The 24,253-nt window shown below is 59.4% G+C and carries 22 protein-coding genes; 7 read left to right on the forward strand and 15 right to left on the reverse strand.

Translation table 11 applies throughout. The features are described 5' to 3' along the window. Positions 1-229 precede the first annotated feature (229 nt). The gene (locus ACYZUC_RS14645; protein WP_461996532.1) at positions 230-736 is read left to right on the forward strand and encodes a BRO-N domain-containing protein; all 507 of its coding nucleotides are present in this window, start codon (positions 230-232) and stop codon (positions 734-736) included. A gap of 235 nt (positions 737-971) precedes the next feature. Here the strand turns inward: ACYZUC_RS14645 and ACYZUC_RS14650 are convergent, their stop codons facing one another. Next, positions 972-1,157, reverse strand: a complete 186-nt coding sequence (locus ACYZUC_RS14650; protein WP_008029684.1) for a hypothetical protein — start codon at positions 1,155-1,157, stop codon at positions 972-974. A gap of 415 nt (positions 1,158-1,572) precedes the next feature. On the opposite strand from ACYZUC_RS14650, the gene ACYZUC_RS14655 reads away from it, so the two are divergent. Then, complete coding sequence (locus tag ACYZUC_RS14655) at positions 1,573-3,198, forward strand: glucan biosynthesis protein D (RefSeq protein WP_461996534.1); 1,626 nt, start codon at positions 1,573-1,575, stop codon at positions 3,196-3,198. A 190-nt stretch (positions 3,199-3,388) separates the two neighbouring features. Here the strand turns inward: ACYZUC_RS14655 and ACYZUC_RS14660 are convergent, their stop codons facing one another. The 3 genes from ACYZUC_RS14660 to ACYZUC_RS14670 all read right to left on the reverse strand — a co-directional run bounded on the left by ACYZUC_RS14660 (position 3,389) and on the right by ACYZUC_RS14670 (position 7,073). Then, the gene (locus tag ACYZUC_RS14660; RefSeq protein WP_461996536.1) at positions 3,389-4,495 is read right to left on the reverse strand and encodes an NADH:flavin oxidoreductase/NADH oxidase; all 1,107 of its coding nucleotides are present in this window, start codon (positions 4,493-4,495) and stop codon (positions 3,389-3,391) included. A gap of 267 nt (positions 4,496-4,762) precedes the next feature. Further along, positions 4,763-6,472, reverse strand: coding sequence for a single-stranded-DNA-specific exonuclease RecJ (gene recJ / locus ACYZUC_RS14665; protein WP_008042360.1), 1,710 nt, complete (start codon positions 6,470-6,472; stop codon positions 4,763-4,765). A gap of 58 nt (positions 6,473-6,530) precedes the next feature. Beyond that, positions 6,531-7,073, reverse strand: coding sequence for a YaeQ family protein (locus tag ACYZUC_RS14670; RefSeq protein WP_461996538.1), 543 nt, complete (start codon positions 7,071-7,073; stop codon positions 6,531-6,533). Positions 7,074-7,210: 137 nt separating this feature from the next. On the opposite strand from ACYZUC_RS14670, the gene ACYZUC_RS14675 reads away from it, so the two are divergent. Then, complete coding sequence (locus tag ACYZUC_RS14675) at positions 7,211-8,410, forward strand: CaiB/BaiF CoA transferase family protein (RefSeq protein WP_461996540.1); 1,200 nt, start codon at positions 7,211-7,213, stop codon at positions 8,408-8,410. Between the two features lie 58 nt (positions 8,411-8,468). Beyond that, the gene (locus ACYZUC_RS14680; protein WP_461996542.1) at positions 8,469-9,332 is read left to right on the forward strand and encodes a TIGR02285 family protein; all 864 of its coding nucleotides are present in this window, start codon (positions 8,469-8,471) and stop codon (positions 9,330-9,332) included. A 171-nt stretch (positions 9,333-9,503) separates the two neighbouring features. Here ACYZUC_RS14680 and ACYZUC_RS14685 read toward each other — a convergent pair whose 3' ends face one another. From ACYZUC_RS14685 to xerD, 5 genes are all read right to left on the reverse strand, one after another. Next, positions 9,504-9,791 (reverse strand): DUF3509 domain-containing protein, encoded by a 288-nt coding sequence (locus tag ACYZUC_RS14685; protein WP_461996544.1) that lies wholly within the window; start codon positions 9,789-9,791, stop codon positions 9,504-9,506. 1,129 nt (positions 9,792-10,920) lie between these two features. Continuing rightward, on the reverse strand, positions 10,921-12,330 hold the full coding sequence (gene thrC, locus ACYZUC_RS14690) for a threonine synthase (protein WP_008025609.1): 1,410 nt from the start codon (positions 12,328-12,330) through the stop codon (positions 10,921-10,923). A gap of 66 nt (positions 12,331-12,396) precedes the next feature. After that, a complete protein-coding gene (locus ACYZUC_RS14695; protein WP_027924910.1) occupies positions 12,397-13,701 on the reverse strand; it encodes a homoserine dehydrogenase in 1,305 nt (434 codons plus the stop codon). Between the two features lie 134 nt (positions 13,702-13,835). Further along, positions 13,836-14,567, reverse strand: coding sequence for a bifunctional protein-disulfide isomerase/oxidoreductase DsbC (gene dsbC, locus ACYZUC_RS14700; RefSeq protein ID WP_461996547.1), 732 nt, complete (start codon positions 14,565-14,567; stop codon positions 13,836-13,838). Positions 14,568-14,857: 290 nt separating this feature from the next. Beyond that, the gene (gene xerD / locus ACYZUC_RS14705; protein WP_008025604.1) at positions 14,858-15,754 is read right to left on the reverse strand and encodes a site-specific tyrosine recombinase XerD; all 897 of its coding nucleotides are present in this window, start codon (positions 15,752-15,754) and stop codon (positions 14,858-14,860) included. A gap of 107 nt (positions 15,755-15,861) precedes the next feature. Between xerD and ACYZUC_RS14710 the strand changes: the two genes are divergently transcribed. Next, on the forward strand, positions 15,862-17,670 hold the full coding sequence (locus ACYZUC_RS14710; RefSeq protein WP_461996549.1) for a cation:proton antiporter: 1,809 nt from the start codon (positions 15,862-15,864) through the stop codon (positions 17,668-17,670). A gap of 93 nt (positions 17,671-17,763) precedes the next feature. On the opposite strand, the gene ACYZUC_RS14715 is transcribed toward ACYZUC_RS14710, so the two are convergent. From ACYZUC_RS14715 to ffh, 6 genes are all read right to left on the reverse strand, one after another. Further along, entirely contained in the window at positions 17,764-18,177 is a 414-nt protein-coding gene (locus ACYZUC_RS14715) for an acyl-CoA thioesterase (protein ID WP_008025600.1), read from the reverse strand. 91 nt (positions 18,178-18,268) lie between these two features. Continuing rightward, positions 18,269-18,619 carry a 50S ribosomal protein L19 gene (gene rplS / locus ACYZUC_RS14720; protein WP_003175895.1) on the reverse strand — a complete coding sequence of 117 codons (351 nt, stop codon included), beginning with the start codon at positions 18,617-18,619 and terminating at the stop codon, positions 18,269-18,271. 45 nt (positions 18,620-18,664) lie between these two features. Continuing rightward, on the reverse strand, positions 18,665-19,417 hold the full coding sequence (trmD, locus tag ACYZUC_RS14725; protein ID WP_007897583.1) for a tRNA (guanosine(37)-N1)-methyltransferase TrmD: 753 nt from the start codon (positions 19,415-19,417) through the stop codon (positions 18,665-18,667). Between the two features lie 2 nt (positions 19,418-19,419). After that, positions 19,420-19,956: a ribosome maturation factor RimM gene (gene rimM, locus ACYZUC_RS14730; protein ID WP_008025598.1), complete on the reverse strand. Its 537-nt coding sequence runs from the start codon at positions 19,954-19,956 to the stop codon at positions 19,420-19,422. Positions 19,957-19,961: 5 nt separating this feature from the next. Continuing rightward, entirely contained in the window at positions 19,962-20,213 is a 252-nt protein-coding gene (gene rpsP, locus ACYZUC_RS14735) for a 30S ribosomal protein S16 (protein WP_007944872.1), read from the reverse strand. 249 nt (positions 20,214-20,462) lie between these two features. Continuing rightward, positions 20,463-21,839, reverse strand: coding sequence for a signal recognition particle protein (gene ffh, locus ACYZUC_RS14740; RefSeq protein ID WP_461996555.1), 1,377 nt, complete (start codon positions 21,837-21,839; stop codon positions 20,463-20,465). Between the two features lie 195 nt (positions 21,840-22,034). On the opposite strand from ffh, the gene ACYZUC_RS14745 reads away from it, so the two are divergent. Together ACYZUC_RS14745 and ACYZUC_RS14750 are read left to right on the forward strand one after the other, a co-directional pair. Further along, entirely contained in the window at positions 22,035-22,847 is an 813-nt protein-coding gene (locus ACYZUC_RS14745; RefSeq protein ID WP_461996557.1) for a cytochrome C assembly family protein, read from the forward strand. A gap of 12 nt (positions 22,848-22,859) precedes the next feature. Then, entirely contained in the window at positions 22,860-24,092 is a 1,233-nt protein-coding gene (locus ACYZUC_RS14750; protein WP_461996559.1) for a transporter associated domain-containing protein, read from the forward strand. Positions 24,093-24,253: the final 161 nt, after the last annotated feature.

The following is a 24,253-nucleotide window of genomic DNA, read 5'->3' on the forward strand; positions in this document are numbered from 1 at the left end:
CTGCACTTCAAGTAAAAACAGGAAATTCCTACAGATCGAGCCTTCCTGAAAAGACTCTGATTCCTACGACAAGCGTCGCCAGAGAAGGCTAGGCACCGCGAGAGACTGAAAGATAGGCTTATCCCGTCGCTGAAATTTAGCGGCCCGGTGTCGAAGCTGGAACGCAATCAACATGGCGCAACCGCGCTCATCTGAGTGGCGGCTCCCTTTTCAACTTGGAGTCGAAGAAATGCACACGCTAAATCCCACTGAAGTTCATCCTCATTTCGTTCCAACCGTATTCCCCCGCCACAACCGCTTCCTCCACGCCATCATCCAAGCCAACCAAGCTTGGTTCTGCGTCCATGACCTGGGACGTTTGATGGGCCGCCCGCTCGACCAACGACTCCCCCATAAACTCGATCCCGATCAACGCCGATATGTCTGGCTGCTGAAGAACGGCAAAACGGTCGAATCGCTCATGGTCAGCGAGTCTGGAATGTACGCATTGCTGGTCCACCATTTCGTCCCGGAAAACCGCAACCTGCGCCAATGGCTGAGTAACGAAGTCATACCTGCGCTGCGTGAGTCGAACGCGGCATCAGTCGAAAACATTCCAAGCCTGAGTTCATTGCAATGGGGCGGGCTCTCGGTGCCGCTGTTGCACTGGCAGGATTCAGCGTGGATCAAATGGCGGGACATGCCTGATCTGGTGCAGGCGCAGCGACCGTTTCCGATCATGGGCACCTGTAGCTGAATGTAGGAGCCAGCTTGCTGGCGATGGACGCAAGGGCGCCGCGTTGAACCAGACAGCGCGCGTTATCGTTAACGACCATCGCCAGCAAGCTGGCTCCTACAGGGGACCGTGCCCACATTGAGGATCAAGTGGGTTTTCAAACCAGTGAAATCACCAAGAAAAAGGGGCAGACCTTACGGTCCACCCCTTTGATTTTGGTACATCTATTCGATGGCTTTCACGGTAACCATCATCGTCAAAACCGCGAAACACTCCGCATCGCATCCACCAGATACCGCATCGCAATCCGGTCGTTCTCCGACAACTCGCGATACCGCTCCACCAGTTTCAACTCCTCGGAATTAAGCCGGCGCCTTCGCCGCCCCATACCCAGGCACGGAAAGATCCCCAACATTTCAGTGATGCCTTGTACTTTCGACATGGACGATGTCCCTCTCTACGTCAAAAAGAAAATTTCAAAAACCGCATCGCCCTACCCTTTTTCAGCGGTCACCTCGTGCCAACTGAATCCCACCGGCCTGAGGGCAGAAACCGGTTATGCCCATAGAATAGGAAGTAAATTGGCGCTGAAAAGCGGTTTTTAGAGTAATTAGTCAAAAAAAGCAGAAATGCCGCATAAATCAGAAATCTCTGTGGGAAACGTTAACCGAAACGTCTTGTTTCATTGCCGCGCCATCGTCACGCCATCAATCATTTTTGCTCTGCCACCGAACGGTTTAAGCTATTTGGCATCTGTTTAAAGTCCGTTGCGTTTGGCCGAAGGCATGTCCGAACCTCCATTTCTGATCCAGCACGTGCCAGGAACGGCGCGGGATTGTTCACGACAGGTTGTACTTATGCATCGCAGGAATTTGCTCAAAGCGTCCATGGCCATCGCTGCCTACACCGGTTTGTCCGCCTCCGGCCTGTTGGCTGCGCGGGCCTGGGCCGGTAATGGCACGGCTGACGGCGAGGCTCAGGCGTTCGATTTCGAAGCCCTGAAAATCCAGGCCAAGCAGCTTGCCGGCAACCGCTATCAGGACACCAAGCAGGTGCTGCCGCCGACCCTGGCGACCATGACCCCACAAAATTTCAACGCGATCCGCTACGACGGCAATCATTCGCTGTGGAAGGATTTGAAAGGTCAGCTGGATGTGCAGTTTTTCCACGTCGGCATGGGTTTCAAGCAGCCGGTGCGCATGTATAGCGTCGATCCCAAGACACGCCAGGCGCGGGAGGTGCATTTCCGCCCTTCGCTGTTCAACTATGAAAACACCACGGTCGATACCAAGCAGCTCACGGGCGATCTAGGCTTCTCCGGGTTCAAACTGTTCAAGGCCCCGGAACTGGACCGGCACGACGTGCTGTCTTTCCTCGGCGCCAGTTATTTCCGTGCGGTAGATGCCACTGGCCAATACGGCCTGTCGGCGCGCGGTCTGGCGGTCGATACCTACGCCAAGAAGCGCGAAGAATTCCCCGACTTCACCAAGTTCTGGTTCGAGACGCCGGACAAGGACAGCACCCGCTTCGTGGTCTACGCCCTGCTGGACTCGCCGAGTGCCACCGGTGCCTACCGTTTTGATATCGATTGCCAGGCCAGTCAGGTCGTCATGGCTGTCGACGCCCACATCAATGCGCGTACCGCCATCGAACAACTGGGCATCGCGCCGATGACCAGCATGTTCAGCTGCGGCACCCACGAGCGGCGCATGTGCGACACCATCCACCCGCAGATCCACGACTCGGATCGCCTGGCGATGTGGCGCGGCAACGGCGAGTGGATCTGCCGTCCGCTGAACAACCCGGCGACCCTGCAATTCAATGCCTTCGCCGACACCGACCCGAAAGGTTTCGGCCTGGTGCAGACCGACCACGAGTTCGCCAGTTATCAGGATACGGTCGACTGGTACAGCAAACGGCCGAGCCTGTGGGTAGAACCTACAACCGCGTGGGGCGAAGGCTCTATCGATCTGTTGGAAATTCCTACAACCGGCGAAACCCTGGATAACATCGTTGCGTTCTGGACCCCGAAGAAACCGGTCGCGGCCGGTGACTCCCTGAACTACGGCTACAAGCTGTACTGGAGCGCGTTGCCGCCGGTCGGCACGCCGCTGGCGCGGGTCAACGCGACTCGTTCGGGCATGGGCGGCTTCACTGAAGGTTGGGCGCCGGGCGAGCATTACCCGCCAGTCTGGGCGCGCCGGTTTGCAGTGGACTTCACCGGTGGCGGGCTGGATCGCTTGCCGGAAGGTACGGGCATTGAACCGGTGGTGACGTGCTCCAACGGCGAGGTCAAAGATTTCAACGTGCTGGTGCTGGATGACATCAAGGGCTACCGGATTACCTTTGACTGGTTCCCGACCAATGACAGTGTGGCCCCGGTGGAGCTGCGGTTGTTTATTCGCACCAATGACCGGACGTTGAGCGAGACCTGGTTGTATCAGTATTTCCCGCCGGCGCCGGAGAAGCGTAAGTACACCTGAAGTTAAAGGGTTGTCTGGCCGGGCCTCTTCGCGAGCAAGCCCGCTCCCACATTGGTTTTGTGCACAACGCAATTCCAATGTGGGAGCGGGCTTGCTCGCGAAGGCGGCCTGACAGCCAACAAACCTCCCTGCACAGAAACACAAAAGCCCCGATCACATTGATCGGGGCTTTTTGCTTTTAGCGCATCACTCAGTCTCGCAAATCCGACTCATGAATCGGCTGATCCCGATGCGTCGCGCGTTGATACTGCGCCGGCCAGATGGCCTTGTGTCCACCCAAATCATCATCCGCATGCAACGGCCAGTACGGGTCGCGCAGCAGCTCACGGGCGAGGAAGATAATGTCCGCCTGACAGGTGCGCAGAATGTGCTCGGCCTGGGCCGGCTCGGTAATCATTCCTACGGTGCCGGTGGCGATGCCTGACTCCTTGCGCACTCGTTCGGCGAAGCGGGTTTGATAACCGGGGCCTGTAGGAATTTCCGCGTTGACCGCCGTGCCGCCCGACGACACATCGATCAGGTCCACACCCAAATCTTTGAGGCGACGCGCCAGTTCAACGGTTTCATCCGGATTCCAGCCGTCTTCCACCCAATCGGTGGCCGAGACCCGTACGAACACCGGCAACTCCTCAGGCCACACCGCACGCACCGCTTCGGTGACTTGCAGCACCAGCCGAATTCGATTCTCGAACGAACTACCGTATTGATCGCGCCGCTGATTGCTCAAGGGCGATAGAAATTGATGCAACAGGTAACCATGAGCCGCGTGAACCTCGACGACTTTGAAACCGGCAATCAGCGCCCGTTTCGCTGAATCAACGAACGCCTGGATGACCTCGGCAATTTCACCCTCATTCAGCTGCTTCGGTGGTGTGTGCTGTGGGTCGAAGGCAATGGGCGAAGGACCGACCGGCGTCCAGCCGCCTTCTTCAGGTTTGACGCTACCGTGCTTGCCGATCCACGGCCGATGGGTGCTGGCCTTGCGCCCGGCGTGGGCCAGTTGAATACCGGCGACAGCGCCTTGGGCGGCGATGAAACGCGTGATGCGTTGCAGGGGTTCGATCTGTTCGTCATTCCACAAGCCGAGGTCTTCGGCGGTGATGCGTCCATCGGCGGTCACTGCCGTGGCTTCAGTAAAAACCAGACCGGCCCCGCCGACAGCACGGCTGCCGAGGTGGACCAGGTGCCAGTCATTGGCCAGGCCATCGACACTCGAATACTGGCACATCGGTGACACCGCGATGCGGTTGAGCAGGGTCAATTGGCGAAGGGTATAGGGTTCAAGCAGCAGACTCATGGGGCACCTCTCGAATCAGTGGGCAGGCTCCAGGGTTCTGTTTGAAAGTCGACGAGTGACAGGAAAAAGGTGCAGCACCCGCCCCCGCGGGCAAAAAATTCGACAAGACGTCACAAGGAAAATCAAGCAGTGCTTAGAGCCTAGTCGACATTGGGGGATGGTGGAGGGTTCAGATGGATCGGGTGTCATATAGATCGCCATCGCCGGCAAGCCGGCTCCTACAGGATTTGTGCGCCCCCTGTAGGAGCCAGCTTGCTGGCGATAGCGTCAACGCGGTTCGATGTGGGCAATCATCAACTGGACCGTCTCATTCCCGCGAAACTCGTTGAGGTCGAGTTTGTAGGCCAGCTCCACCCACTTGATGGTCGGGTTCGGCCAGATATCGCGGTCGATTCCGAAAGCGATGCCGTCCAGCTTCACCGAGCCGCATTCGCTTCTCAGCACCACTTTGAGGTGCCGTTCGCCAACAACCCGTTGCTCGACCAACTGGAATACGCCATGGAACAACGGCTCCGGGAAGTGTTGCCCCCAAGGTCCGGCATGCCGCAGCGCACGCGCCAGCTCAAGGTGAAATTCTTCGACCGCCAGGGTCCCGTCCGACAGCAGTCTTCCGGTCAGGTCTTCTTCGCGCAATTGCCTACGCACTTCAGCGTCAAAGGCTTCGGCGAACAGCGGAAAATTCGCTTCCGGCAAGGTCAACCCGGCCGCCATGGCGTGGCCACCGTACTTGCTGATCAAATTTGGGTGCTGAGCCGCCACCACGCTCAAGGCGTCACGAATATGGAAGCCCTGCACCGAACGCCCCGAGCCCTTGAGCATGCCATCGCCTGCATCGGCAAAGGCGATGGTCGGACGGAAATAGCGCTCTTTCATACGCGAGGCGAGGATTCCGATGACACCCTGGTGCCACTCGGGATCGAACAGGCACAGGCCGAACGGCATCGATTCCACCGGCAAATCCTTGAGCTGGGCCAGCGCCTCGCGCTGCATGCCCTGCTCGATGGATTTGCGGTCCTGGTTCATGCCGTCCAGTTGGACAGCCATTTCCCGGGCGAGCCCGGCGTCTTCGGTGAGCAGGCATTCGATGCCCAGGCTCATGTCATCCAGGCGCCCCGCCGCGTTCAGGCGCGGGCCGACAATGAACCCAAGATCCGTGGACGTGATGCGCGCATGATCCCGTTTCGCCACTTCGAGGATCGCCTTGATCCCCGGCCGCGCACGTCCAGCGCGGATTCGCTCGAGGCCTTGGTGGACGAGAATCCGGTTGTTGGCGTCCAGCGGCACCACGTCGGCGACGCTGCCGAGGGCCACCAGGTCCAGCAACTCGCCGATGTTCGGCTGCGGCCTGCTCTCGTACCAGCCGAGGCTGCGCAGGCGTGCGCGCAGGGCCATCAGCACGTAGAAAATCACCCCGACGCCGGCCAGTGCCTTGCTCGGAAATCCGCAGCCCGGCTGGTTGGGATTGACGATGGCATCGGCCAGCGGCAGTTCATCGCCCGGCAAGTGGTGGTCGGTGACCAGCACGTTGAGGCCAGCCTTTTTCGCCGCCGCCACGCCTTCGACGCTGGAGATGCCGTTGTCCACGGTGATCAGCAGCTGCGGCGTGCGGGTCAGCGCCACCTCAACGATTTCGGGCGTAAGACCGTAGCCATACTCGAATCGGTTCGGCACCAGATAATCAACGTGAGCCGCGCCCAGCAGGCGCAAGCCCAACATGCCCACGGTACTGGCCGTCGCGCCGTCGGCGTCAAAGTCGCCGACGATCAGAATCCGCTGACGCTGCTCCAGCGCGGTCACCAGCAAATCCACCGCAGCATCGATGCCCTTGAGCTGCTGGAACGGAATCAGCCGCGCCAGGCTCTTGTCCAGTTCAGCCTCTGAAACCACGCCCCGCGCCGCGTACAGACGGGTCAGCAGCGGCGGCAGGTCACCGAGGAATGGCAGGGTGTCGGGCAACAGGCGAGGTTCGATGCGCATGGGGTGACAGGTACTTCTCTTGAATACGTAGGATAAAACCGGATGACGTGGCGAAAAATCAGCCGCGTTCGCCGCTCAGCCACTGCAACTGGACTTCGTGCTGACCACGGTCGTCGGTGACGAAAATCGTCCCTTCGCTGATCATCACGTCCCACTTGATAACGCGCGGCATGTCTTTGGCCAGGGTTTCCAGGACGTCCTGCGGCACCGCAGCGATGTGCACGTTTTTCAGGTTCTTGATCGCCGGGATCACTTTGGTTTCCCAGACGCGCAGGCTGCCGTAGGCCAGCAGACTGGTGCGTTCGGTGCGACGCGAGCACCACGTCAGGCGGTCGGCGTCTGGCTGACCGACTTCGATCCAGTGCAGGACGCGATCATCCAGGCTCTTTTCCCACAGGGCGGGTTCGTCCACGTCTGACAGACCACGGCCAAACGACAGCTGCTCGTTGTACCAGAAGGCGTAGGCCAGCAGCCGCACGGTCATGCGCTCTTCGGTTTCCGAAGGGTGACGGGCGATGGTCTGCTTCACCGTCTCGTAAACGCTGCGGTCGAGGTCGGTGAGGTTCAGTTCAAACTTGTAGGTCGTGGACGGCTGGGCCATGAACGGGCTTCTTGATACGTGGAAAGGCGGCAAGTCTAACCGATGCGGCAGGCTTCGCGGCCATCAACCTTGAGCGACTGACGGCGGGCTGTGCTAAAACGCTCTATCAGCCAAGCCTTTGTCCTACAGGATCCAGCATGCCGTTCACCGCCAAACCCCTCTCAGGTCTGAAAGTCATCGAATTGGGTACGTTGATCGCCGGGCCGTTTGCCTCGCGCATTTGCGGCGAATTCGGTGCCGACGTCATCAAGATCGAATCCCCCGACGGCGGTGATCCTTTGCGCAAATGGCGCAAGTTGTATGAAGGCACGTCGCTGTGGTGGTTCGTTCAGGCACGCAACAAGAAGTCCCTGACCTTGAATCTGAAACACCCGGACGGCTTGGCGATCCTGAAAAAGCTGCTCAGTGAAGCGGACATCCTGATCGAGAATTTTCGCCCCGGCGTGTTGGAAAAGCTCGGTCTGGGTTGGGACGTCTTGCACGCACTGAACCCGAAACTGGTCATGGTGCGCCTTTCGGGCTTCGGCCAGACCGGGCCGATGAAGGATCAGCCAGGTTTTGGTGCGGTCGGTGAATCCATGGGCGGCCTGCGCTACATCACCGGGTTTGAAGACCGGCCGCCGGTGCGCACCGGAATTTCCATCGGCGACTCGATTGCGGCGCTGTGGGGCGTGATTGGCGCGCTGATGGCCTTGCGTCATCGCGAGGTCAACGGCGGTCTGGGTCAGGTGGTGGATGTGGCGCTGTACGAAGCGATCTTCGCCATGATGGAAAGCATGGTCCCGGAGTTCGACGTGTTCGGCTTCATTCGCGAACGCACCGGCAACATCATGCCGGGTATCACGCCCTCCTCGATCCACACCAGCGCCGACGGCAAACATGTGCAGATCGGCGCCAATGGTGATGCGATTTTCAAGCGATTCATGCTGATCATCGGCCGCGAAGACCTGGCCAACGACCCGGCGCTGGCCAGCAATGACGGGCGTGACAGCCGTCGCGACGAAATTTATGGGGTGATTGATCGCTGGGTCAATGCGCTGCCGCTGGACACCGTCATTGAGCAGTTGAATCAGGCCGATGTCCCCGCCAGCCGGATCTTCAGCGCCGAAGACATGTTCAGTGATCCGCAGTACCTGGCTCGGGAAATGTTCCTGAAGGCGAAGCTGCCGGACGGCAAAGATTTCAAGATGCCGGGAATTGTGCCGAAACTCTCAGAGACACCCGGCAGTTCGGAATGGGTCGGGCCGCAGTTGGGCGAACACAATGCGCAGGTACTCAACGATCTTGGCTACGACAAGGAACAGATCGCAAAGCTGCGTGAAGACGGGGCCATCTAAGCTGAAACGCCTGCTTTCGCTGCTCATCATAGACTGCCTGTCGCACGGCAGGAGGGTGATGTGTGCGCTCGCGGCGACAGCCTTGCTCATCGGTCCGACCTCGTCGGCGATGGCGCAGCCCAAGGAAACCATGATCTGGCTGTTGCGGGATCTGCCACCGCTGACGATTTTCGAAGGACCGAAAAAGGGCCAGGGCGTCATCGATCAACTGTTGCCGCTGTTGATCGCCGGCATGCCGCAATACGAACACACCTTGATGCGAGTCAACCGTGCTCGCGCCTTGCAAATGCTCCACGAGCCGTCTCTTACCTGCGATGCGGCGCTGAACCGAAGCAAGGAACGCGAACGCTGGATCGCGTTTTCCATTCCGGTGTTTCGGGCCATGAGTAACGGCGTGGCCGTAAGGCGCGTTGACAGTGGGACGCTTGCCCCCTTCATCCAGGACGGTGAACTGGACCTGGCGGCCTTCCTGGCGAGCGGTGGCGAGAAGCTGGGCATTATCGCCGAGCGTAACTATGGTGATTACCTCGACGCGCTGCTCAAACAGGCACCACCTGACTCGCTGACCCCGCACTACGGCAACGACGCCTTGGGCAGCCTGTTGCAGATGCAACGCCTGGGGCGCTTGCGGCTGCTGTTGGGATACCGCCCGGAAATCCGCTATCAGGCCCAACAGCAAGGGATCGCCGAGGATGAATTGCAGTTCTACCCGATTCGCGGCGCCGAGAAATTCTTGTCCGGTTACATCGGCTGCACTGACACGCCCAAAGGCCGGCAGGCGATTGTCGAGATCAATCAATTGCTGCGCAAAATGCCCCGCGATCGCTTGAGCGAAGCGTACGCCGCATGGCTCGACCCGGAAAGTCGCGGTGCCTATCTGGAAGAATCCAGGAAGTATTTCGAGCAACAGGCGCTGGAATGACAAATCGCGGGCAAAAAGAAACCCCGAGAAGTGGGGAGACATCTCGGGGTTAAACGTGGTCTATAAAAAGACCAGTGGCAGCACGACTACAAGCACCGGAGCACAATGCTTGATCCTGCTGTTACATGCTCTGACTGACTTGGGTCCGGGAAGGTTCCCACAAAAAACAATTCAATTACGGCTGGCCATGACCTTGTCCTGTGCAGCATTGCGCAACGCCGCGATAACACAGGGTTCCAGGCGTCCTTCGGCGATCATCAGATCGCGATGCAAGCCGTCGACCACATCCGTGAGCAGGCGTTTGTCGGTCAACTGGGCCTGATTGAACTCCCGCTCGACCACGATGGCGCCGGTTGTACTCTTCAGTGTCACCAGGCATTCGCCGTGAGCGCCCGAGGGGGTCAACGTTACCTGGTACGGGCTCAGAGCCTCACCGAGCAATAGATTGATACTTTCCATCTCGATCACCACTCAATAGTCCGAAAACAAAGTGCCTGGGGCGTGTTCACATTAAGTGACCATTGGCCCGAGAAGAAAGTTCTGGATTCCAGGTGTAGGCGCGTCGGCGTCTCTGGTGGGTAGAGCATGCACGGGGTAGATGACAGGTTTGTGTATGGCCTGGGTTTTGGTGGTGGATTGGGATTGGGATTGGGATTGGGATTGGGATTGGGATTGGGTGAATATCCGGTTCTTCGGTGAGGGCGGCTATTGGTTTCGCCCTTACGGCGAGTCACTTGGAAGAGCCCCAAGTAACCAAGGGCTCTTGCCCCTTTCGTTCGGTGCCTCGCCTAGGCTCGGCATGCCCTCGTTCCGGTCCTGCTCCGTGGGCCCGCCGCCATCGGCCATCCCTGGCCGGGGGCGGCTAACCCGGCATCCATGCCGGGTTGCCCACTACGCAGAACCTGCGCTCGGCCTCTCGAGGGGGCGCTCAGATCAAAAGCGGAAGGCGAGCTAACGCTCGGCCTGATGAGTGGTGAGAAGCAAAAGCGTACGCGATTTCCTGTGGGAGCCGGCTTGCCGGCGAAAAGCGTTTGGACGACGCGTTCATTCAGGCAGCACGCGTTATCGTTGACGCCCATCGCCAGCAAGCTGGCTCCTACAATTTCAAACTGTGTGAACACAATCCCTGTAGGAGCCGGCTTGCTGGCGATAGCGGTGGGTCAGTCAACGTATTTATTGCCTGAACGGACGCTATCGCCAGCAAGCCGGCTCCTACAGGGGGGCGGTGTACAGATTCGGAATGGGTGAGCGCAGCCGAGAAGAACAACGCGTTCGAACAGATAGCCAGGTCGGCTTTCAGGCCGCCTCGGCGGCTGTGGCGGTAGTCGCCCCCTCGAGAGGCCGAGTGGAGGTTCTGCGCAGTGGGCACCGCGGCAGGGATGCCGCGGTAGCCGCCCCCGGCCATGGATGGCCGATGGCGGCGGGCCCACGGAGCAGGACCGGAGCGAGGGCATGCCGAGCCTAGGCGAGGCACCGAACGAAAGGGGCAAGAGCCCTTTGGTTACTTTGGGGCTTTTCCAAAGTGACTCGCCGTAAGGGCGAAACCATTAGCCGCCATTACCGCAGCAACGGATATGCCCCCAACCGATTACAACGGCTTGCCACGATTCCCATGCTGACTGACAAAAGCCTGTACAGCCTTAAGATCATTCGGCAACACCGTGCAACGCTCATCCCGCTCAAACAGGTCAGCCAGGTGCACCGGCAATTCCAGCGCCTTGCCCACACCCGCCTTCTCTACCGCATCCGGGAACTTGACCGGGTGAGCAGTCCCAAGAATAACCATCGGAATATCGAGGCTACGACGGCATTCACGCGCAGCCTTCACACCGATAGCCGTGTGCGGATCCAGCAACTCACCCGTCTGCTCGTAAACCTCAGCAATCGTTTCGCAAGTTTGCGCATCATCCACAGCCAGCGAATCAAACAGCTTGCGCGCTTCGGTCCAACGCTCCTGTTCAACGCTGAAACCGCCGCCCTGCTTGAACGAGTCCATCAACCCGGCAATCGCCGCGCCGTTGCGACCGTGCAGGTCAAATAGCAGACGCTCGAAGTTCGACGACACCATGATGTCCATCGACGGCGACAACGTGGCGTGCAGGGTTTCCTTGACGTACTGATTGCCGCTCATGAAGCGGTGCAGGATGTCGTTGCGGTTGGTGGCGACGATCAACTGATTGATCGGCAGGCCCATGTTGCGCGCCAGGTAACCGGCGAAGATGTCGCCGAAGTTGCCGGTCGGCACCGAGAACGACACCGAACGGGCCGGGCCGCCCAGCTGCAGGGCTGCGTGGAAGTAGTAGACGATCTGGGCCATGATCCGCGCCCAGTTGATCGAGTTCACCGCCACCAGGCGCGTGCCCTTGAGGAAGCTTTGGTCGGCGAAGCTCGCCTTGACCATTTCCTGGCAGTCATCGAAGTTGCCTTCGATGGCGATGTTGTGGATGTTCTCGCCAAAGATGGTGGTCATCTGGCGACGCTGCACTTCAGACACGCGGTTGTGCGGGTGCAGAATGAAGATGTCGACGTTTTCGCAGTGCTTGCAGCCTTCGATGGCGGCCGAACCGGTATCACCGGAAGTGGCGCCGACGATCACCACGCGCTCACCGCGTTTTTCCAGCACGTAATCGAGCAGGCGACCGAGCAGTTGCAGGGCAAAGTCCTTGAACGCCAGGGTCGGGCCGTGGAACAGCTCCAGCACCCACTCGTTGCCGTTCAACTGACGCAACGGTGCCACGGCGTTGTGCGAGAACACGCCATAGGTTTCTTCAAGAATCTTTTTGAAATCGGCATCAGGAATGCTGCCGGTGACGAACGGGCGCATCACCCGGAAGGCCAGCTCGTGATACGGCAGGCCGGCCCAGGAAGCGATTTCTTCCTGGGTGAAACGTGGCAGGTTTTCCGGGACGTACAGACCGCCGTCAGTGGCCAGACCGGCCAGCAGGACGTCTTCGAAATTCAGGGCCGGTGCCTGGCCGCGGGTGCTGATATAACGCATGACTGACTCCAATGGACAGTGTTCGCAAACCCGGGCCCGCACGCAGGCCCGGTGAACGATAACGGCTTAGTTCAGGTGCTCGACGCGGATCCGTACGACCGGACCGACCACGCCTGTCAGGGCTTCGAGGGCGGCGATCGCGTCGTTCATGTGCTGTTCCAGCACACGGTGAGTCAGCAGGATCATCGGCACCAGGCCGTCATGCTCTTCGACTTCTTTCTGCATGATCGATTCGATGTTGATGCCGCGCTCCGACAGGATGCTCGCAACCTGAGCCAGCACGCCCGGATGGTCCTTGGCCTGAATGCGCAAGTAGTAGGCGCTTTCGCATGCTTCGATCGGCAGGATCGGATGCGCCGACAGCGAATCCGGCTGGAAGGCCAGGTGCGGCACGCGGTTTTCCGGATCGGAAGTCATGGCGCGAACCACGTCCACCAGGTCGGCGATCACCGACGAAGCAGTCGGCTCCATGCCAGCGCCGGCGCCGTAGAACAGGGTCGAACCGGCAGCGTCACCGTTGACCATCACCGCGTTCATCACGCCGTTGACGTTGGCGATCAGGCGATCGGCCGGGATCAGCGTCGGGTGCACGCGCAACTCGATGCCAGCCGCCGTGCTGCGAGCGACGCCCAGGTGCTTGATGCGATAGCCCAGCGCTTCGGCGTAGTTCACGTCAGCCGTAGTCAGCTTGGTGATGCCTTCGGTGTAGGCCTTGTCGAATTGCAGCGGAATGCCGAACGCGATGGAAGCCAGGATCGTCAGCTTGTGGGCCGCGTCGATGCCTTCAACGTCGAAGGTCGGATCGGCTTCGGCGTAACCCAGGGCCTGCGCCTCGGCGAGAACGTCTTCGAAGGTGCGACCCTTCTCGCGCATCTCGGTGAGGATGAAGTTGCCGGTGCCGTTGATGATGCCGGCGACCCAGTTGATCCGGTTGGCGGACAGGCCTTCACGGATCGCCTTGATCACCGGAATGCCACCGGCCACGGCCGCTTCGAACGCAACGATCACGCCCTTCTCGCGAGCCTTGGCGAAAATTTCATTACCGTGAACGGCGATAAGCGCCTTGTTCGCGGTGACCACATGCTTGCCATTCTCGATGGCCTTGAGTACCAGCTCGCGGGCAACGGTGTAGCCGCCCATCAGCTCTATAACGATGTCGATCTCAGGGTTCGTGGCCACTTCGAAGACATCGTTGGTAATCGCAATACCGGTCGTTTGGAACTGAGGCTTTGGCGTGCGCATGGCAATTTGTGCCACTTCGATTCCACGCCCGGCACGACGAGCAATTTCCTCGGCGTTGCGCTGAAGTACGTTGAAGGTACCGCCACCGACGGTCCCTAACCCACAGATGCCTACTTTGACCGGTTTCACTGTGAACTCCCCATAAAACGGCCGACTCAAGGCCGGCCGTGAAAACAGCCGCATGCTCGCGGCTCTCTATTAATGGCCCGGCAAATGTTGCCGCCGGACCATGATCGTCAAAGGCTGGCCGTGACGATGCGAATTTACTTCGCGCCCAGCGCCAGTTTGGCGACTTGTGGCGCAGGCTGGTAGCCCGGAATGACCTGACCGTCGGCCAAAACGATGGCCGGTGTGCCGTTCACGCCAATCGACTGACCGAGGGCGAACTGTTTGGAAACCGGGTTATCGCACTTGGCGGCCTTGATTTCCTTGCCGTCGACCATTTTGTCCATGGCCGCTTTCTTGTCTTTCGAGCACCAGACCGCTTGCAGCTGTTCGTCACCCGGCGAGCCCAGGCCCTGGCGCGGGAACGCGACGTAGCGCACTTCAATGCCGCGCTTGTTCAGCTCAGGCACTTCGGCATGCAGTTTGTGGCAGTACGGGCAGGTGGTGTCGGTAAACACGGTGATGTGCGATTTGGTTTCGCCGATGGCCGGGTAGACCACGGTTTCCGCCACTGGAATTGCATTGACCAGCTTGGAAACGCCCAGGCGTTCGGCTTTTTCGGTCAGGTTGACCGGCTTGCCGTCCTTGAGCTGAAACATGTAGCCCTGAACCACGTATTGGCCGTCGGCACTGGCATACAGCACGCGGCTGCCCTGCAGTTTGACTTCATACAGGCCCGGCAGCGGACTGGCGGAAATGCTTTCTACCGGCACTTCGAGCTGGAGGGTTTCCAGGCTTTTACGAATGGCTTTTTCGGCCGCGTCATCGGCGACGGCAAAGGTGCTGACCAACGCAATGGCTGCGGCGGCGAAAATCTGGGTCAGACGCATGAGAACTCCTGAAGGCGGACAAATGGGACGACCAGAACGCCCGTGCCGAAACACCGGGTCATAACCGCCCATCGTACAAACCGGCAAAGCCTACCACATAAGGGCTGTGTGGCCGAATGTGGGGTGACAAGACAACGCCAGCCCGGCGAAAACGCCGCGATCCCTGTAGGAGCGAAGCTTGCTCGCGAAGGAGGTCAACGATAACGCGTGCTGTCTGGATGAACGTGTTGTCCAGACTTCCTTCGCGAGCAAGCTTCGCTCCTACAGGGATCGCGCAGCAGGGATTGTGATCATCCACGCGGATGGTGTTTGGCATGCAGGTCCTGCAAGCGTGCCCGGGCGACGTGGGTGTAGATCTGAGTGGTCGACAGGTCGCTATGGCCGAGCAGCATCTGCACCACTCGCAAATCCGCACCGTGGTTGAGCAGGTGTGTGGCGAAGGCATGGCGCAAGGTGTGCGGCGACAGCGACTTGCCGATCCCCGCGACCTTGGCCTGATGCTTGATACGGTGCCAGAAAGTCTGGCGGGTCATCTGCTCGCCGCGCTGACTGGGGAACAGCACATCGCTGGGACGCCCGCCGAGCAGCTCGCCACGAGCGTCGCGCATGTAACGCTCGACCCAGACAATCGCCTCCTCACCCATCGGCACCAGCCGCTCCTTGCTGCCCTTGCCCATCACCCGCAGCACGCCCTGGCGCAGGTTGACCTGCTCCAGCGTCAGACTGATCAGTTCCGTCACCCGCAAACCGCAGGCGTACAGCACTTCGAGCATGGCGCGGTCACGCTGGCCGATCGCTTCACTCAGATCCGGCGCTTTCAGCAGTGCTTCCACATCAGCTTCCGACAAGGATTTTGGCAACGGCCTACCGAGTTGAGGCATATCGACGCGCAACGTCGGATCGACCGCGATCAACTTTTCCCGCAACAGATAGCGATAAAAGCCACGCACACCCGAGAGAAATCGCGCCGTGGAACGGGGTTTGTAGTTCTGCTCCAGGCGCCAGGCCAGGTGATCGAGGATCAGCTCGCGACCGGCGTTGATCAACTCCAGCCCCTTCTCCTGCAGCCAGCCATTGAACAAGGCCAGGTCACTGCGATAGGCATCGCGAGTGTTGTCGGAAAGGCCTTTCTCCAGCCATAACGCGTCGAGGAATTGGTCTATCAGTGGATGATCGATGGCAGGCATGGGCACTCGAAACATGCAGTCTTGAGACTGCGCGCGAAAAAAAGGTGAACAGTAAAAACCACCGCTAGTCTTTCATAGCCCGCTACTTCAAGGAACAGGAAGACTCAATGAACGAGCAACAGATTCTGTTGGCTTTTGGCGGTATTGGTGCGGCGGCACTGGGGTGTCAGTGGCTGGCGTGGCGACTGAAATTGCCGGCGATCCTGTTTCTGTTGCTGAGCGGCATTCTGGTCGGCCCGATCCTGGGCTGGCTCGACCCACAGGAAATGTTCGGCCCTTTGCTAATGCCACTGGTGTCGCTGGCGGTGGCACTGATTCTGTTTGAAGGCAGCCTGACACTGCACCTGTCGGAATGGCGCGAAATCGGCAGCGTCGTACGCCGACTGGTGACGATTGGCGCGATCTCGACCTGGGTGGTCATTGCTGTCGCCACGCACTGGCTGCTGGGTTTCGACTGGTTGCTCGCGATTCTCTTCGGCAGCCTGACGCTGGTCACCGGGCCCACGGTCATCGTACCGATGCTGCGTGTGGTACGCCCCAAAGCCTCGATTGCCAACATCCTGCGCTGGGAAGGCATCGTCATCGACCCGATCGGCGCCCTCCTCGCCGTGGTGGTCTACAGCTTCATCATCGCCCGTACGTCGGGTGACGGCTTGAGCCAAAGCCTGCTGACCTTCGGCGGAGTGATTCTGTGCGGCACCGCATTCGGGATTGCGGGCGGCTGGGTGCTCGGCACGATCATTCGGCGCCAATGGTTACCGGAATACCTGCACAACCTGGCGGCGTTGGCGGCGGTGCTGGGGATTTTCATTACCGCCAATCAAGTCATGCACGAATCCGGTTTGCTGGCCGTGACCTTGATGGGGATCTGGCTGGCCAACATGAAGGACGTGGATGTGCGGGACATCCTGCACTTCAAGGAGAACCTCAGCGTGCTGCTGATCTCCGGGCTGTTCATTTTGCTCGCGGCGCGACTCGATCTGAACGCCTTGATCGGCCTCGGGCCGCTGGTGCTGATTCTGTTGCTGATCATTCAGTTCATTGCACGGCCATTGAACGTCATGCTTTCCACGGCAGGCTCGAATTTGAGCTGGCGCGAGCGGGCGCTGCTGTCGTGGATCGCACCTCGAGGAATCGTGGCGGCGGCGGTTTCGGCGATTTTCGCCGTTCGCCTGGATGAGGCCGGACTCGAAGGCGCGTTGCTGCTGGTGCCACTGACGTTTGCGGTGATCATCGGCACGGTGGTGCTGCAAAGTGCCACGGCCCGGCCATTGGCGCGCTTGCTGAAAGTTGCCGAACCGGCGCCCAGCGGTTTTCTGATCGTCGGCGCCAACGCCCCGGCACGTACCTTGGGCAAAGCTTTGCAGCAGCTGGGCTGTCGAGTGCTGCTGACGGATTCAAGCTGGGAGAATATTCGCGCGGCGCGCATGGACGGTTTGCCGACCTACTTCGGCAACCCGGCGTCGCAGCATGCCGATGCTCATCTGGATCTGGTCGGGCTTGGGCATTTGCTGACATTGTCGCCGTCCGGCGAACTGAATACGTTGGCGTCGATGCGTTTTCGACACGATTTCGGCCATCAGCGACTGTTTGGTCTCGCCAGTGGTCAGGAAAGCCACCGCACCGACAAGCACCGCGCCAGCCATGAACATCGCGGGCGTTTGCTGGGCAATGAGGAACTGACCTACAACAAACTGGCTAATCTGCTGCACCAGGGGGCCGAGCTGTACAGCACAACTCTGACGGAGGGGTTTGGCTGGGAGGATTACCGGGCGCTGCATGGAGAGCGTGCGACGCTGCTATTTGCCCGGGATGACAGCGGTTGGGTGCATGTGGCGACGCCAGACAGCGCGATCAAGCCTTCGAGAGGGTGGACGGTAGTGGCGTTAATTCAACCGCAGGTCGGCGGCGCTTGATAAAACGATTCGCGGGCAAGCCTCGCTCCTACAAGGACAGTGAAGCCCTGTAGGAGCGAGGCTTGCCCGCGAAGGCCGCACCTCGGTATCAAGTCAGGCGGCAAACCCAGGCAACACCGGCACCGGCCGCTTGTCTTCATCAATCGCCACAAAGCTGAACTGCCCATGAATCGCCTTCTCGCGACCATCACAGCTCATGCTTTCAACAAACACTTCAACCTCAACCTTGAGGCTGGTATTGCCGACCTTGATCACCCGCCCGACCAGCTCAACGATGGAGCCGGCAGGGATTGCGTGATTGAAGTCGATGCGGTCCGTGGAAACGGTCACCAACGGTAGCCGGCAAAAGCGGGTGGCGGTGATGAATGACACTTCATCCATCCAGGCCAGCGCAGTGCCGCCGAACAGGGTGTTGTGGTGGTTGGTGGTCGACGGGAAAACCGCCTTGGTCACGCGGCTCACCGAGAGTTCGGTGCGGCGTTCGATTTCTTGCTCGCGAGCGGTCATGGGTCTACAACCTGAAACGAAATTCCGGGATAAATGGCGGGCAACAAAAAAGCAGCCCGTAGGCTGCTTTTTTCTGCATCGGAAGCTGGACTTAAGCCAGTTTTTCCTTGATGCGAGCTGCTTTACCGGACAGGTCACGCAGGTAGTACAGCTTGGCTTTACGTACGTCACCGCGACGTTTAACGGCCATGCTGTCGATTTGCGGGCTGTAGGTCTGGAAAGTACGCTCTACGCCAACACCGTTGGAGATTTTACGAACGGTGAAAGCACTGTTTACGCCGCGGTTACGCTTGGCGATAACAACACCTTCGAACGCTTGCAGACGCGAACGGTCGCCTTCCTTCACTTTCACCTGAACGACAATAGTGTCGCCCGGGGCAAAGGTAGGGATCTCTTTGGTCATCTGCTCTGCTTCGAGTGCAAGGATGATTTTGTTAGTCATGCTGTGCTCCTAAGGTAAATCAACGGACTTACCATCGATACGTTGTTAACTATCGTCCCGCTCGCGGATGTATTCCTCGAGCAGCTTCTTCTCTTCTCCAGAAAGCGAGCGGCTTTCCAGAAGATCGGCGCGTCGTTCAAAGGTCCTACCAAGGGACTGCTGTAAACGCCAACGCCGGATGTGCGCGTGATTGCCACTTAGCAATACGTCGGGAACACGCTGATCCGCATACACCTCCGGTCGGGTGTAGTGCGGGCAATCCAGCAAACCATCCGTAAAGGAATCTTCCTCGGCGGAGTCCGCATGCCCTAAAGCTCCAGGCAGCAGTCGTGTAACCGCATCGATCAGGACCATCGCCGGCAGCTCGCCGCCAGACAGTACATAGTCGCCAATCGACCACTCTTCATCGACATGAGCATCAATAAAACGCTCGTCAATGCCTTCATAGCGGCCGGCAATCAGGATCAATGCATCCAGATTCGCCAACTCGCGTACCGCCGACTGAGTCAGTTGACGGCCTTGGGGGGACAGGTAAATCACCTTCGCCGCCTCCCCGGCTGCTGCCTTGGCCTGAACCAGAGCATCTTCCAGGGGTTTGATCTTCATCACCATGCCCGGGCCACCGCCAAATGGGCGATCGTCCACAGTGTGATGTCGATCCGTCGTGTAGTCTCGCGGATTCCAACAGGTGAGCTGCAAGAGCCCCTGTTTCACCGCCCGACTGGTGATGCCGTACTCGCTGATGGCGGAGAACATCTCGGGAAACAAACTGATCACTTCTACGCGCAAGTTAGCCACGCTTAGAAGTCCGCGTCCCAATCCACCTTCATCTCGCCTGCGGCAAGGTCGACGGCCAACACGCATTGCTCCGTATAGGGCAACAGGCGTTCGCGATCATCCAGGCTGCCAGCGCAAGGCTTGACCACCATTACATCATTGGCGCCGGTTTCCAGAAGATGATCGATTTTCCCGAGCAATTGCCCAAGGTGATCAATAACCTTCAGACCTTCCAGCTGGTACCAGTAGTACTCGCCGTCGGTCAATTCAGGGAACAGGTTGCGCGGCACGCAGATCTCATAACCGGCCAGAAGACGCGCTTCTTCACGATCATCAAGACCCTTGAGCTTTGCGACCAGGAACTTGTCGCTCCCGCGTCCGCTGACCAGCTCGACCTGTTTCACATTGCCTTCGCGCTTGAGCGTCCAGGTTTTGTACTGCAACAGGTTTTCTGTCGGATCAGTAAAGGAATACACCTTCACTTCGCCGCGAACGCCATGAACAGAATAAATCTTGCCGATAACGATCAAATCATCAGCAATGGCTGGCGTCGCGTTCATATTGCTCAGGCCGCAGCCTTAGCAGCGTCCTTCAACAACTGAGCAACACGCTCAGAAGGTTGTGCACCAACGCTCAGCCAGTAGGCTACGCGCTCTTGGTTCACGGACAGACGGACTTCTTGACCACGAGCAACAGGGTTGAAGAAACCAACCTGTTCCTTGTGCGAACCGTCGCGCGGGTTGCGGCTGTCGGTTACGGTCAAGTGGTAAAACGGGCGCTTTTTGGAGCCGCCAAGGGCAAGACGGATTGTTAGCATGTGAACATCGTTCCTGTAGTCGGTGCTGCAAATCTAAAGGCACAGCGGGCATAGGTGCCCGAAAGGCCGCATATTCTAAGGAATATCCGGACTTTTGCAAATGTCTTTTTCCGGCGGCCTATCGGACGCCATCCAGATTTGCTATAGAGCCGTCGTTGAAAACGGCCAGTCAGCTCCCGCCAAGTGCGGGTTTGCTGGAGATCCCACTTCCGTGTGGGCTGCGCAAGAGCAAGCCCCTGCGCGAATTCTTTACATTTTCGGCATGCCGCCGCCGGGCAACATACCGCCCATACCGCGCATCATTTTGGCCATTCCGCCTTTCGCGGAGAATTTCTTCATCATCTTCTGCATCTGCTTGTGCTGCTTGATCAAGCGACCGATGTCCTGCACCTGGGTGCCGGAACCCATGGCGATCCGGCGTTTGCGCGAACCGCTGATCAGCTCAGGGTCGCGGCGCTCGGCCGGGGTCATGGAATTGATGATGGCTTCCATCTGCTTGAATTGTTTCTCTGCCGCGCCCTGGGCATTGCCCATTTGCGCCAGGTTCACACCGCCGATGTTCGGCAGTTTGTCCATGAGGCCACCGAGGCCGCCCATGTTCTTCATCTGTTGCAGCTGATCGCGGAAGTCTTCGAGGTCGAAGCCCTTGCCCTTCTTCAGCTTCTTGGCCAGTTTGTCGGCTTTGTCCTTGTCGAGCGTCGCTTCGGCCTGTTCGATCAGGCTGAGCACGTCGCCCATGCCGAGGATCCGCGAAGCGATACGCTCCGGATGGAACGGCTCAAGGGCTTCGGTCTTCTCGCCCATACCGATGAACTTGATCGGCTTGCCGGTGATGGCACGAACGGACAGTGCGGCACCGCCACGGGCGTCGCCGTCGACCTTGGTCAGGATCACACCGGTCAGCGGCAGCGCATCGCCGAAGGCCTTGGCCGTGTTGGCGGCGTCCTGGCCGGTCATGGCGTCGACCACGAACAGCGTTTCGACCGGGTTGATCGCGGCGTGCAACGCCTTGATCTCGCCCATCATCTCTTCGTCGATGTGCAGACGACCGGCGGTATCGACGATGACCACATCAATAAATTTAAGCTTTGCTTCTTTAATAGCCGCTTGCGCGATCTCGACCGGTTTCTGGCTCAGGTCGGACGGGAAGAAGGTTACGCCGATTTCACCGGCGAGCATTTCCAGCTGCTTGATCGCCGCCGGACGGTAAACGTCCGCGGACACCACCATCACCGACTTCTTCTTGCGCTCTTTAAGGAAGCGCGCAAGTTTACCGGCGGTGGTGGTTTTACCGGCACCCTGCAAACCGGCCATCAATACGACGGCGGGCGGAACGGCGCTCAGGTTCAGGTCTTCGTTGGCGGCGCCCATCAGGCTTTCGAGTTCGGCCTGGACGATCTTCACGAAGGCCTGGCCCGGCGTCAGGCTACGCGACACCTCGGTGCCGACGGCGCGTTCCTTGACCGAATTGACGAAGTCCTTCACCACCGGCAAGGCGACGTCGGCTTCGAGCAACGCCATGCGCACTTCGCGCAGGGTGTCTTTGATGTTGTCCTCGGTCAGCTTGGCCTTGCCGGTGACATGGCGCAGCGTCTGCGAGAGACGGTCGGTTAAGTTTTCAAACATTGCGCGATCCTTTCAGGCCCTGTGTAGACCGGGATAATGGCGGCCCAGACCGGAATCAACATATGCTCGGCGAGCCTGCGGCGTGGGCAGGTCGCGGATTATAGCGAAGACTGCGACTGGCGGACACCTCGCACTTTCGTGGCGTGTGGGTTCTATGCCAAACTCAGCGCCTTTCGGGCTTGCCTAACAGGATTTATGCTCCCCTTGTCACCCAGTTTACTGACTACCCTCGCCGCCGCCTGCTTATATGCCGCTGCGACTCTCTATCAGGGCTCTCGCCTGGCCACCGGCGCCAAGGCGAACAAACGCCTGCTGGTCACGCTCGGCGTGCTCGCCGTGCTGGCTCACAGCGCCAGCCTGTTCACCCATCTGTTGACACCGATTGGCCTGGGCCTGGATTTTTTCAGCGCCGCCAGCCTGATCGCCGCGGCGGTCATTGCCCTGACGCTGCTGGCCTGCTCGCGGATTCCGGTGGAAAACCTACTGATATTGCTGTTGCCGCTGGGCGCCGCCACCGTACTGCTGGCTCAGTTTGCCCCGGCCGGTACGGTTCAGATCATCGACGAAGAGCCGGGAATCCTCGCGCATATCCTGTTGTCGATCCTGGCTTACGGCATGTTCACCATCGCGGTGTTCCAGGCCTTGCTGCTGCTGGTTCAGGACCATCAACTCAAGCACAAGCACCCGTCCGGACTGATCAAGAACTTCCCGCCGCTGCAAACAATGGAAAGCCTGTTGTTCGGTTTCCTCTGGGCGGGCTGGACCTTGCTGTCGCTGTCGCTGATCTCTGGCTGGCTGTTCGTCGACAATCTGTTCGCCCAGCATCTGGTGCACAAAACCTTGCTGGCGTGCCTGGCCTGGATCGTCTTCAGCGTGCTGCTCTGGGGCCGCAACCGCCTCGGCTGGCGCGGACACAAGGCCATTCGCTGGACCCTCGCCGGTTTCTGCCTGTTGATGCTCGCGTATTTCGGCAGCAAGCTGGTCCGTGAATACATCCTGCACATCTGACGGGCGGCATAAATGGACGACTTGCCCATAGGGCCGATGCTCGCCGTAGTGGCCCTGCTGATTTTATGGTCGGGGCTGTTCACCGCCATTGAAGCGGCACACCAGCACTTGCTGGCCCAGCGCACCGCCTCGCGCGCAAGCGACAAACCGGTGGCAAAGCTGAGTTTTCCGCTCAACAGCCTGATTTTCTGCAACACCCTGTGCCGTGCACTGGTAGTGGTCATCAGCACCTTGCTGGCGATTTTCACCTGGGCTGAAAACGGTCCATGGGCCGCGTGCCTGGGAGCCGGCGCGATTCTGCTGGTGTTTGCCGACTACCTGCCGCGCACCTTGGCCGTCCGCTATCCCGACGCGGTCCTGGCGCTGGGCAACACCCTGCTCCGCACGCCGCTGAAAATCATCTACCCGGCCGCCTGGCTGCTCAATGGCATCAGCCAGTTGCTGATGCGGCCGTTTGCCCGCAAGGCCAAAGTGGTGCAGCAGAGCGAGGACGAGACGCCGAAGGATCGTCACGACGACCAACAACCGGTTTGCCGTCCGCACGCGGTGTCCGGCATCCACGCGCTGGACAACATCACGGTCAACGACATTCTGGTGCCGCGCAGCGATGTCGACGGGATCAACCTCGACGACTCCATCGAAGAAATCCTCGAACAGCTTCGGGCCAACCGGCGCACGCGCCTGCCGGTGTTCCACAGTGACATCAACCAGGTCGAGGCGGTGCTCAACACCCGACAGATTCGCCATCTGCTGCCCGACGGCCTGCTGACTCGCGAAGCGCTGCTGGCCGCGTGTCACGACCCGTATTTCGTACCGGAAAGCACACCGTTGCAGCTGCAACTGTTGAACTTTCACAAACAGCAGCGGCGCCTGGGCATGGTGGTCGACGAGTATGGCGAAGTGCTCGGCATCGTCACGCTGGAAGACATTCTCGAAGAAATCGTCGGCGAATTCGAAAGCCAGCACAGCCTGCACAACCCGCACATCCATCCGCAGGCCGACGGACGCCTGGTGATCGACGGTGCGGCGTCGATTCGTGACCTGAACAAAAGCCTCGGCTGGCATTTGCCCAGCGATGGCCCGAAAACCCTTAACGGGCTGGTGACCGAGGCGCTGGAGACAATTCCGGACAGTGCGGTGTGCCTGAAGATCGGGCGTTATCGGCTGGAGATTCTGGAGACCGAAGACAACCGCGTGACCCGCGTGTTGATCTGGCATACGGCTGCGACACCCACAACTGTCTGACACAACTCATTCTTTGTAGGAGCCAGGCTTGCCGGCGAAGGCGTACTTGAGAACGCCTTCGCCGGCAAGCCTGGCTCCTACAGTACTGTGTCGTCAGACCGTGGCATAATCGAGACCGCTTACCCAAGCCCCGCCCCACCCCCGTGCTACCCGCACCCCCG

It is taken from the genome of Pseudomonas sp. GT1P32, assembly GCF_054897805.1.

Bases quoted from the DNA above. Each gene is read 5' to 3' on its own strand.
- ACYZUC_RS14645 (WP_461996532.1), top strand. From the start codon at position 230: ATGCACACGCTAAATCCCACTGAAGTTCATCCTCATTTCGTTCCAACC.
- ACYZUC_RS14650 (WP_008029684.1), bottom strand. From the start codon at position 1,157: ATGTCGAAAGTACAAGGCATCACTGAAATGTTGGGGATCTTTCCGTGC.
- ACYZUC_RS14655 (WP_461996534.1), top strand. From the start codon at position 1,573: ATGCATCGCAGGAATTTGCTCAAAGCGTCCATGGCCATCGCTGCCTAC.
- ACYZUC_RS14660 (WP_461996536.1), bottom strand. From the start codon at position 4,495: ATGAGTCTGCTGCTTGAACCCTATACCCTTCGCCAATTGACCCTGCTC.
- recJ (WP_008042360.1), bottom strand. From the start codon at position 6,472: ATGCGCATCGAACCTCGCCTGTTGCCCGACACCCTGCCATTCCTCGGT.
- ACYZUC_RS14670 (WP_461996538.1), bottom strand. From the start codon at position 7,073: ATGGCCCAGCCGTCCACGACCTACAAGTTTGAACTGAACCTCACCGAC.
- ACYZUC_RS14675 (WP_461996540.1), top strand. From the start codon at position 7,211: ATGCCGTTCACCGCCAAACCCCTCTCAGGTCTGAAAGTCATCGAATTG.
- ACYZUC_RS14680 (WP_461996542.1), top strand. From the start codon at position 8,469: ATGTGTGCGCTCGCGGCGACAGCCTTGCTCATCGGTCCGACCTCGTCG.
- ACYZUC_RS14685 (WP_461996544.1), bottom strand. From the start codon at position 9,791: ATGGAAAGTATCAATCTATTGCTCGGTGAGGCTCTGAGCCCGTACCAG.
- thrC (WP_008025609.1), bottom strand. From the start codon at position 12,330: ATGCGTTATATCAGCACCCGCGGCCAGGCACCGGCCCTGAATTTCGAA.
- dsbC (WP_461996547.1), bottom strand. From the start codon at position 14,567: ATGCGTCTGACCCAGATTTTCGCCGCCGCAGCCATTGCGTTGGTCAGC.
- xerD (WP_008025604.1), bottom strand. From the start codon at position 15,754: ATGCCTGCCATCGATCATCCACTGATAGACCAATTCCTCGACGCGTTA.
- ACYZUC_RS14710 (WP_461996549.1), top strand. From the start codon at position 15,862: ATGAACGAGCAACAGATTCTGTTGGCTTTTGGCGGTATTGGTGCGGCG.
- ACYZUC_RS14715 (WP_008025600.1), bottom strand. From the start codon at position 18,177: ATGACCGCTCGCGAGCAAGAAATCGAACGCCGCACCGAACTCTCGGTG.
- rplS (WP_003175895.1), bottom strand. From the start codon at position 18,619: ATGACTAACAAAATCATCCTTGCACTCGAAGCAGAGCAGATGACCAAA.
- rimM (WP_008025598.1), bottom strand. From the start codon at position 19,956: ATGAACGCGACGCCAGCCATTGCTGATGATTTGATCGTTATCGGCAAG.
- rpsP (WP_007944872.1), bottom strand. From the start codon at position 20,213: ATGCTAACAATCCGTCTTGCCCTTGGCGGCTCCAAAAAGCGCCCGTTT.
- ffh (WP_461996555.1), bottom strand. From the start codon at position 21,839: ATGTTTGAAAACTTAACCGACCGTCTCTCGCAGACGCTGCGCCATGTC.
- ACYZUC_RS14745 (WP_461996557.1), top strand. From the start codon at position 22,035: ATGCTCCCCTTGTCACCCAGTTTACTGACTACCCTCGCCGCCGCCTGC.
- ACYZUC_RS14750 (WP_461996559.1), top strand. From the start codon at position 22,860: ATGGACGACTTGCCCATAGGGCCGATGCTCGCCGTAGTGGCCCTGCTG.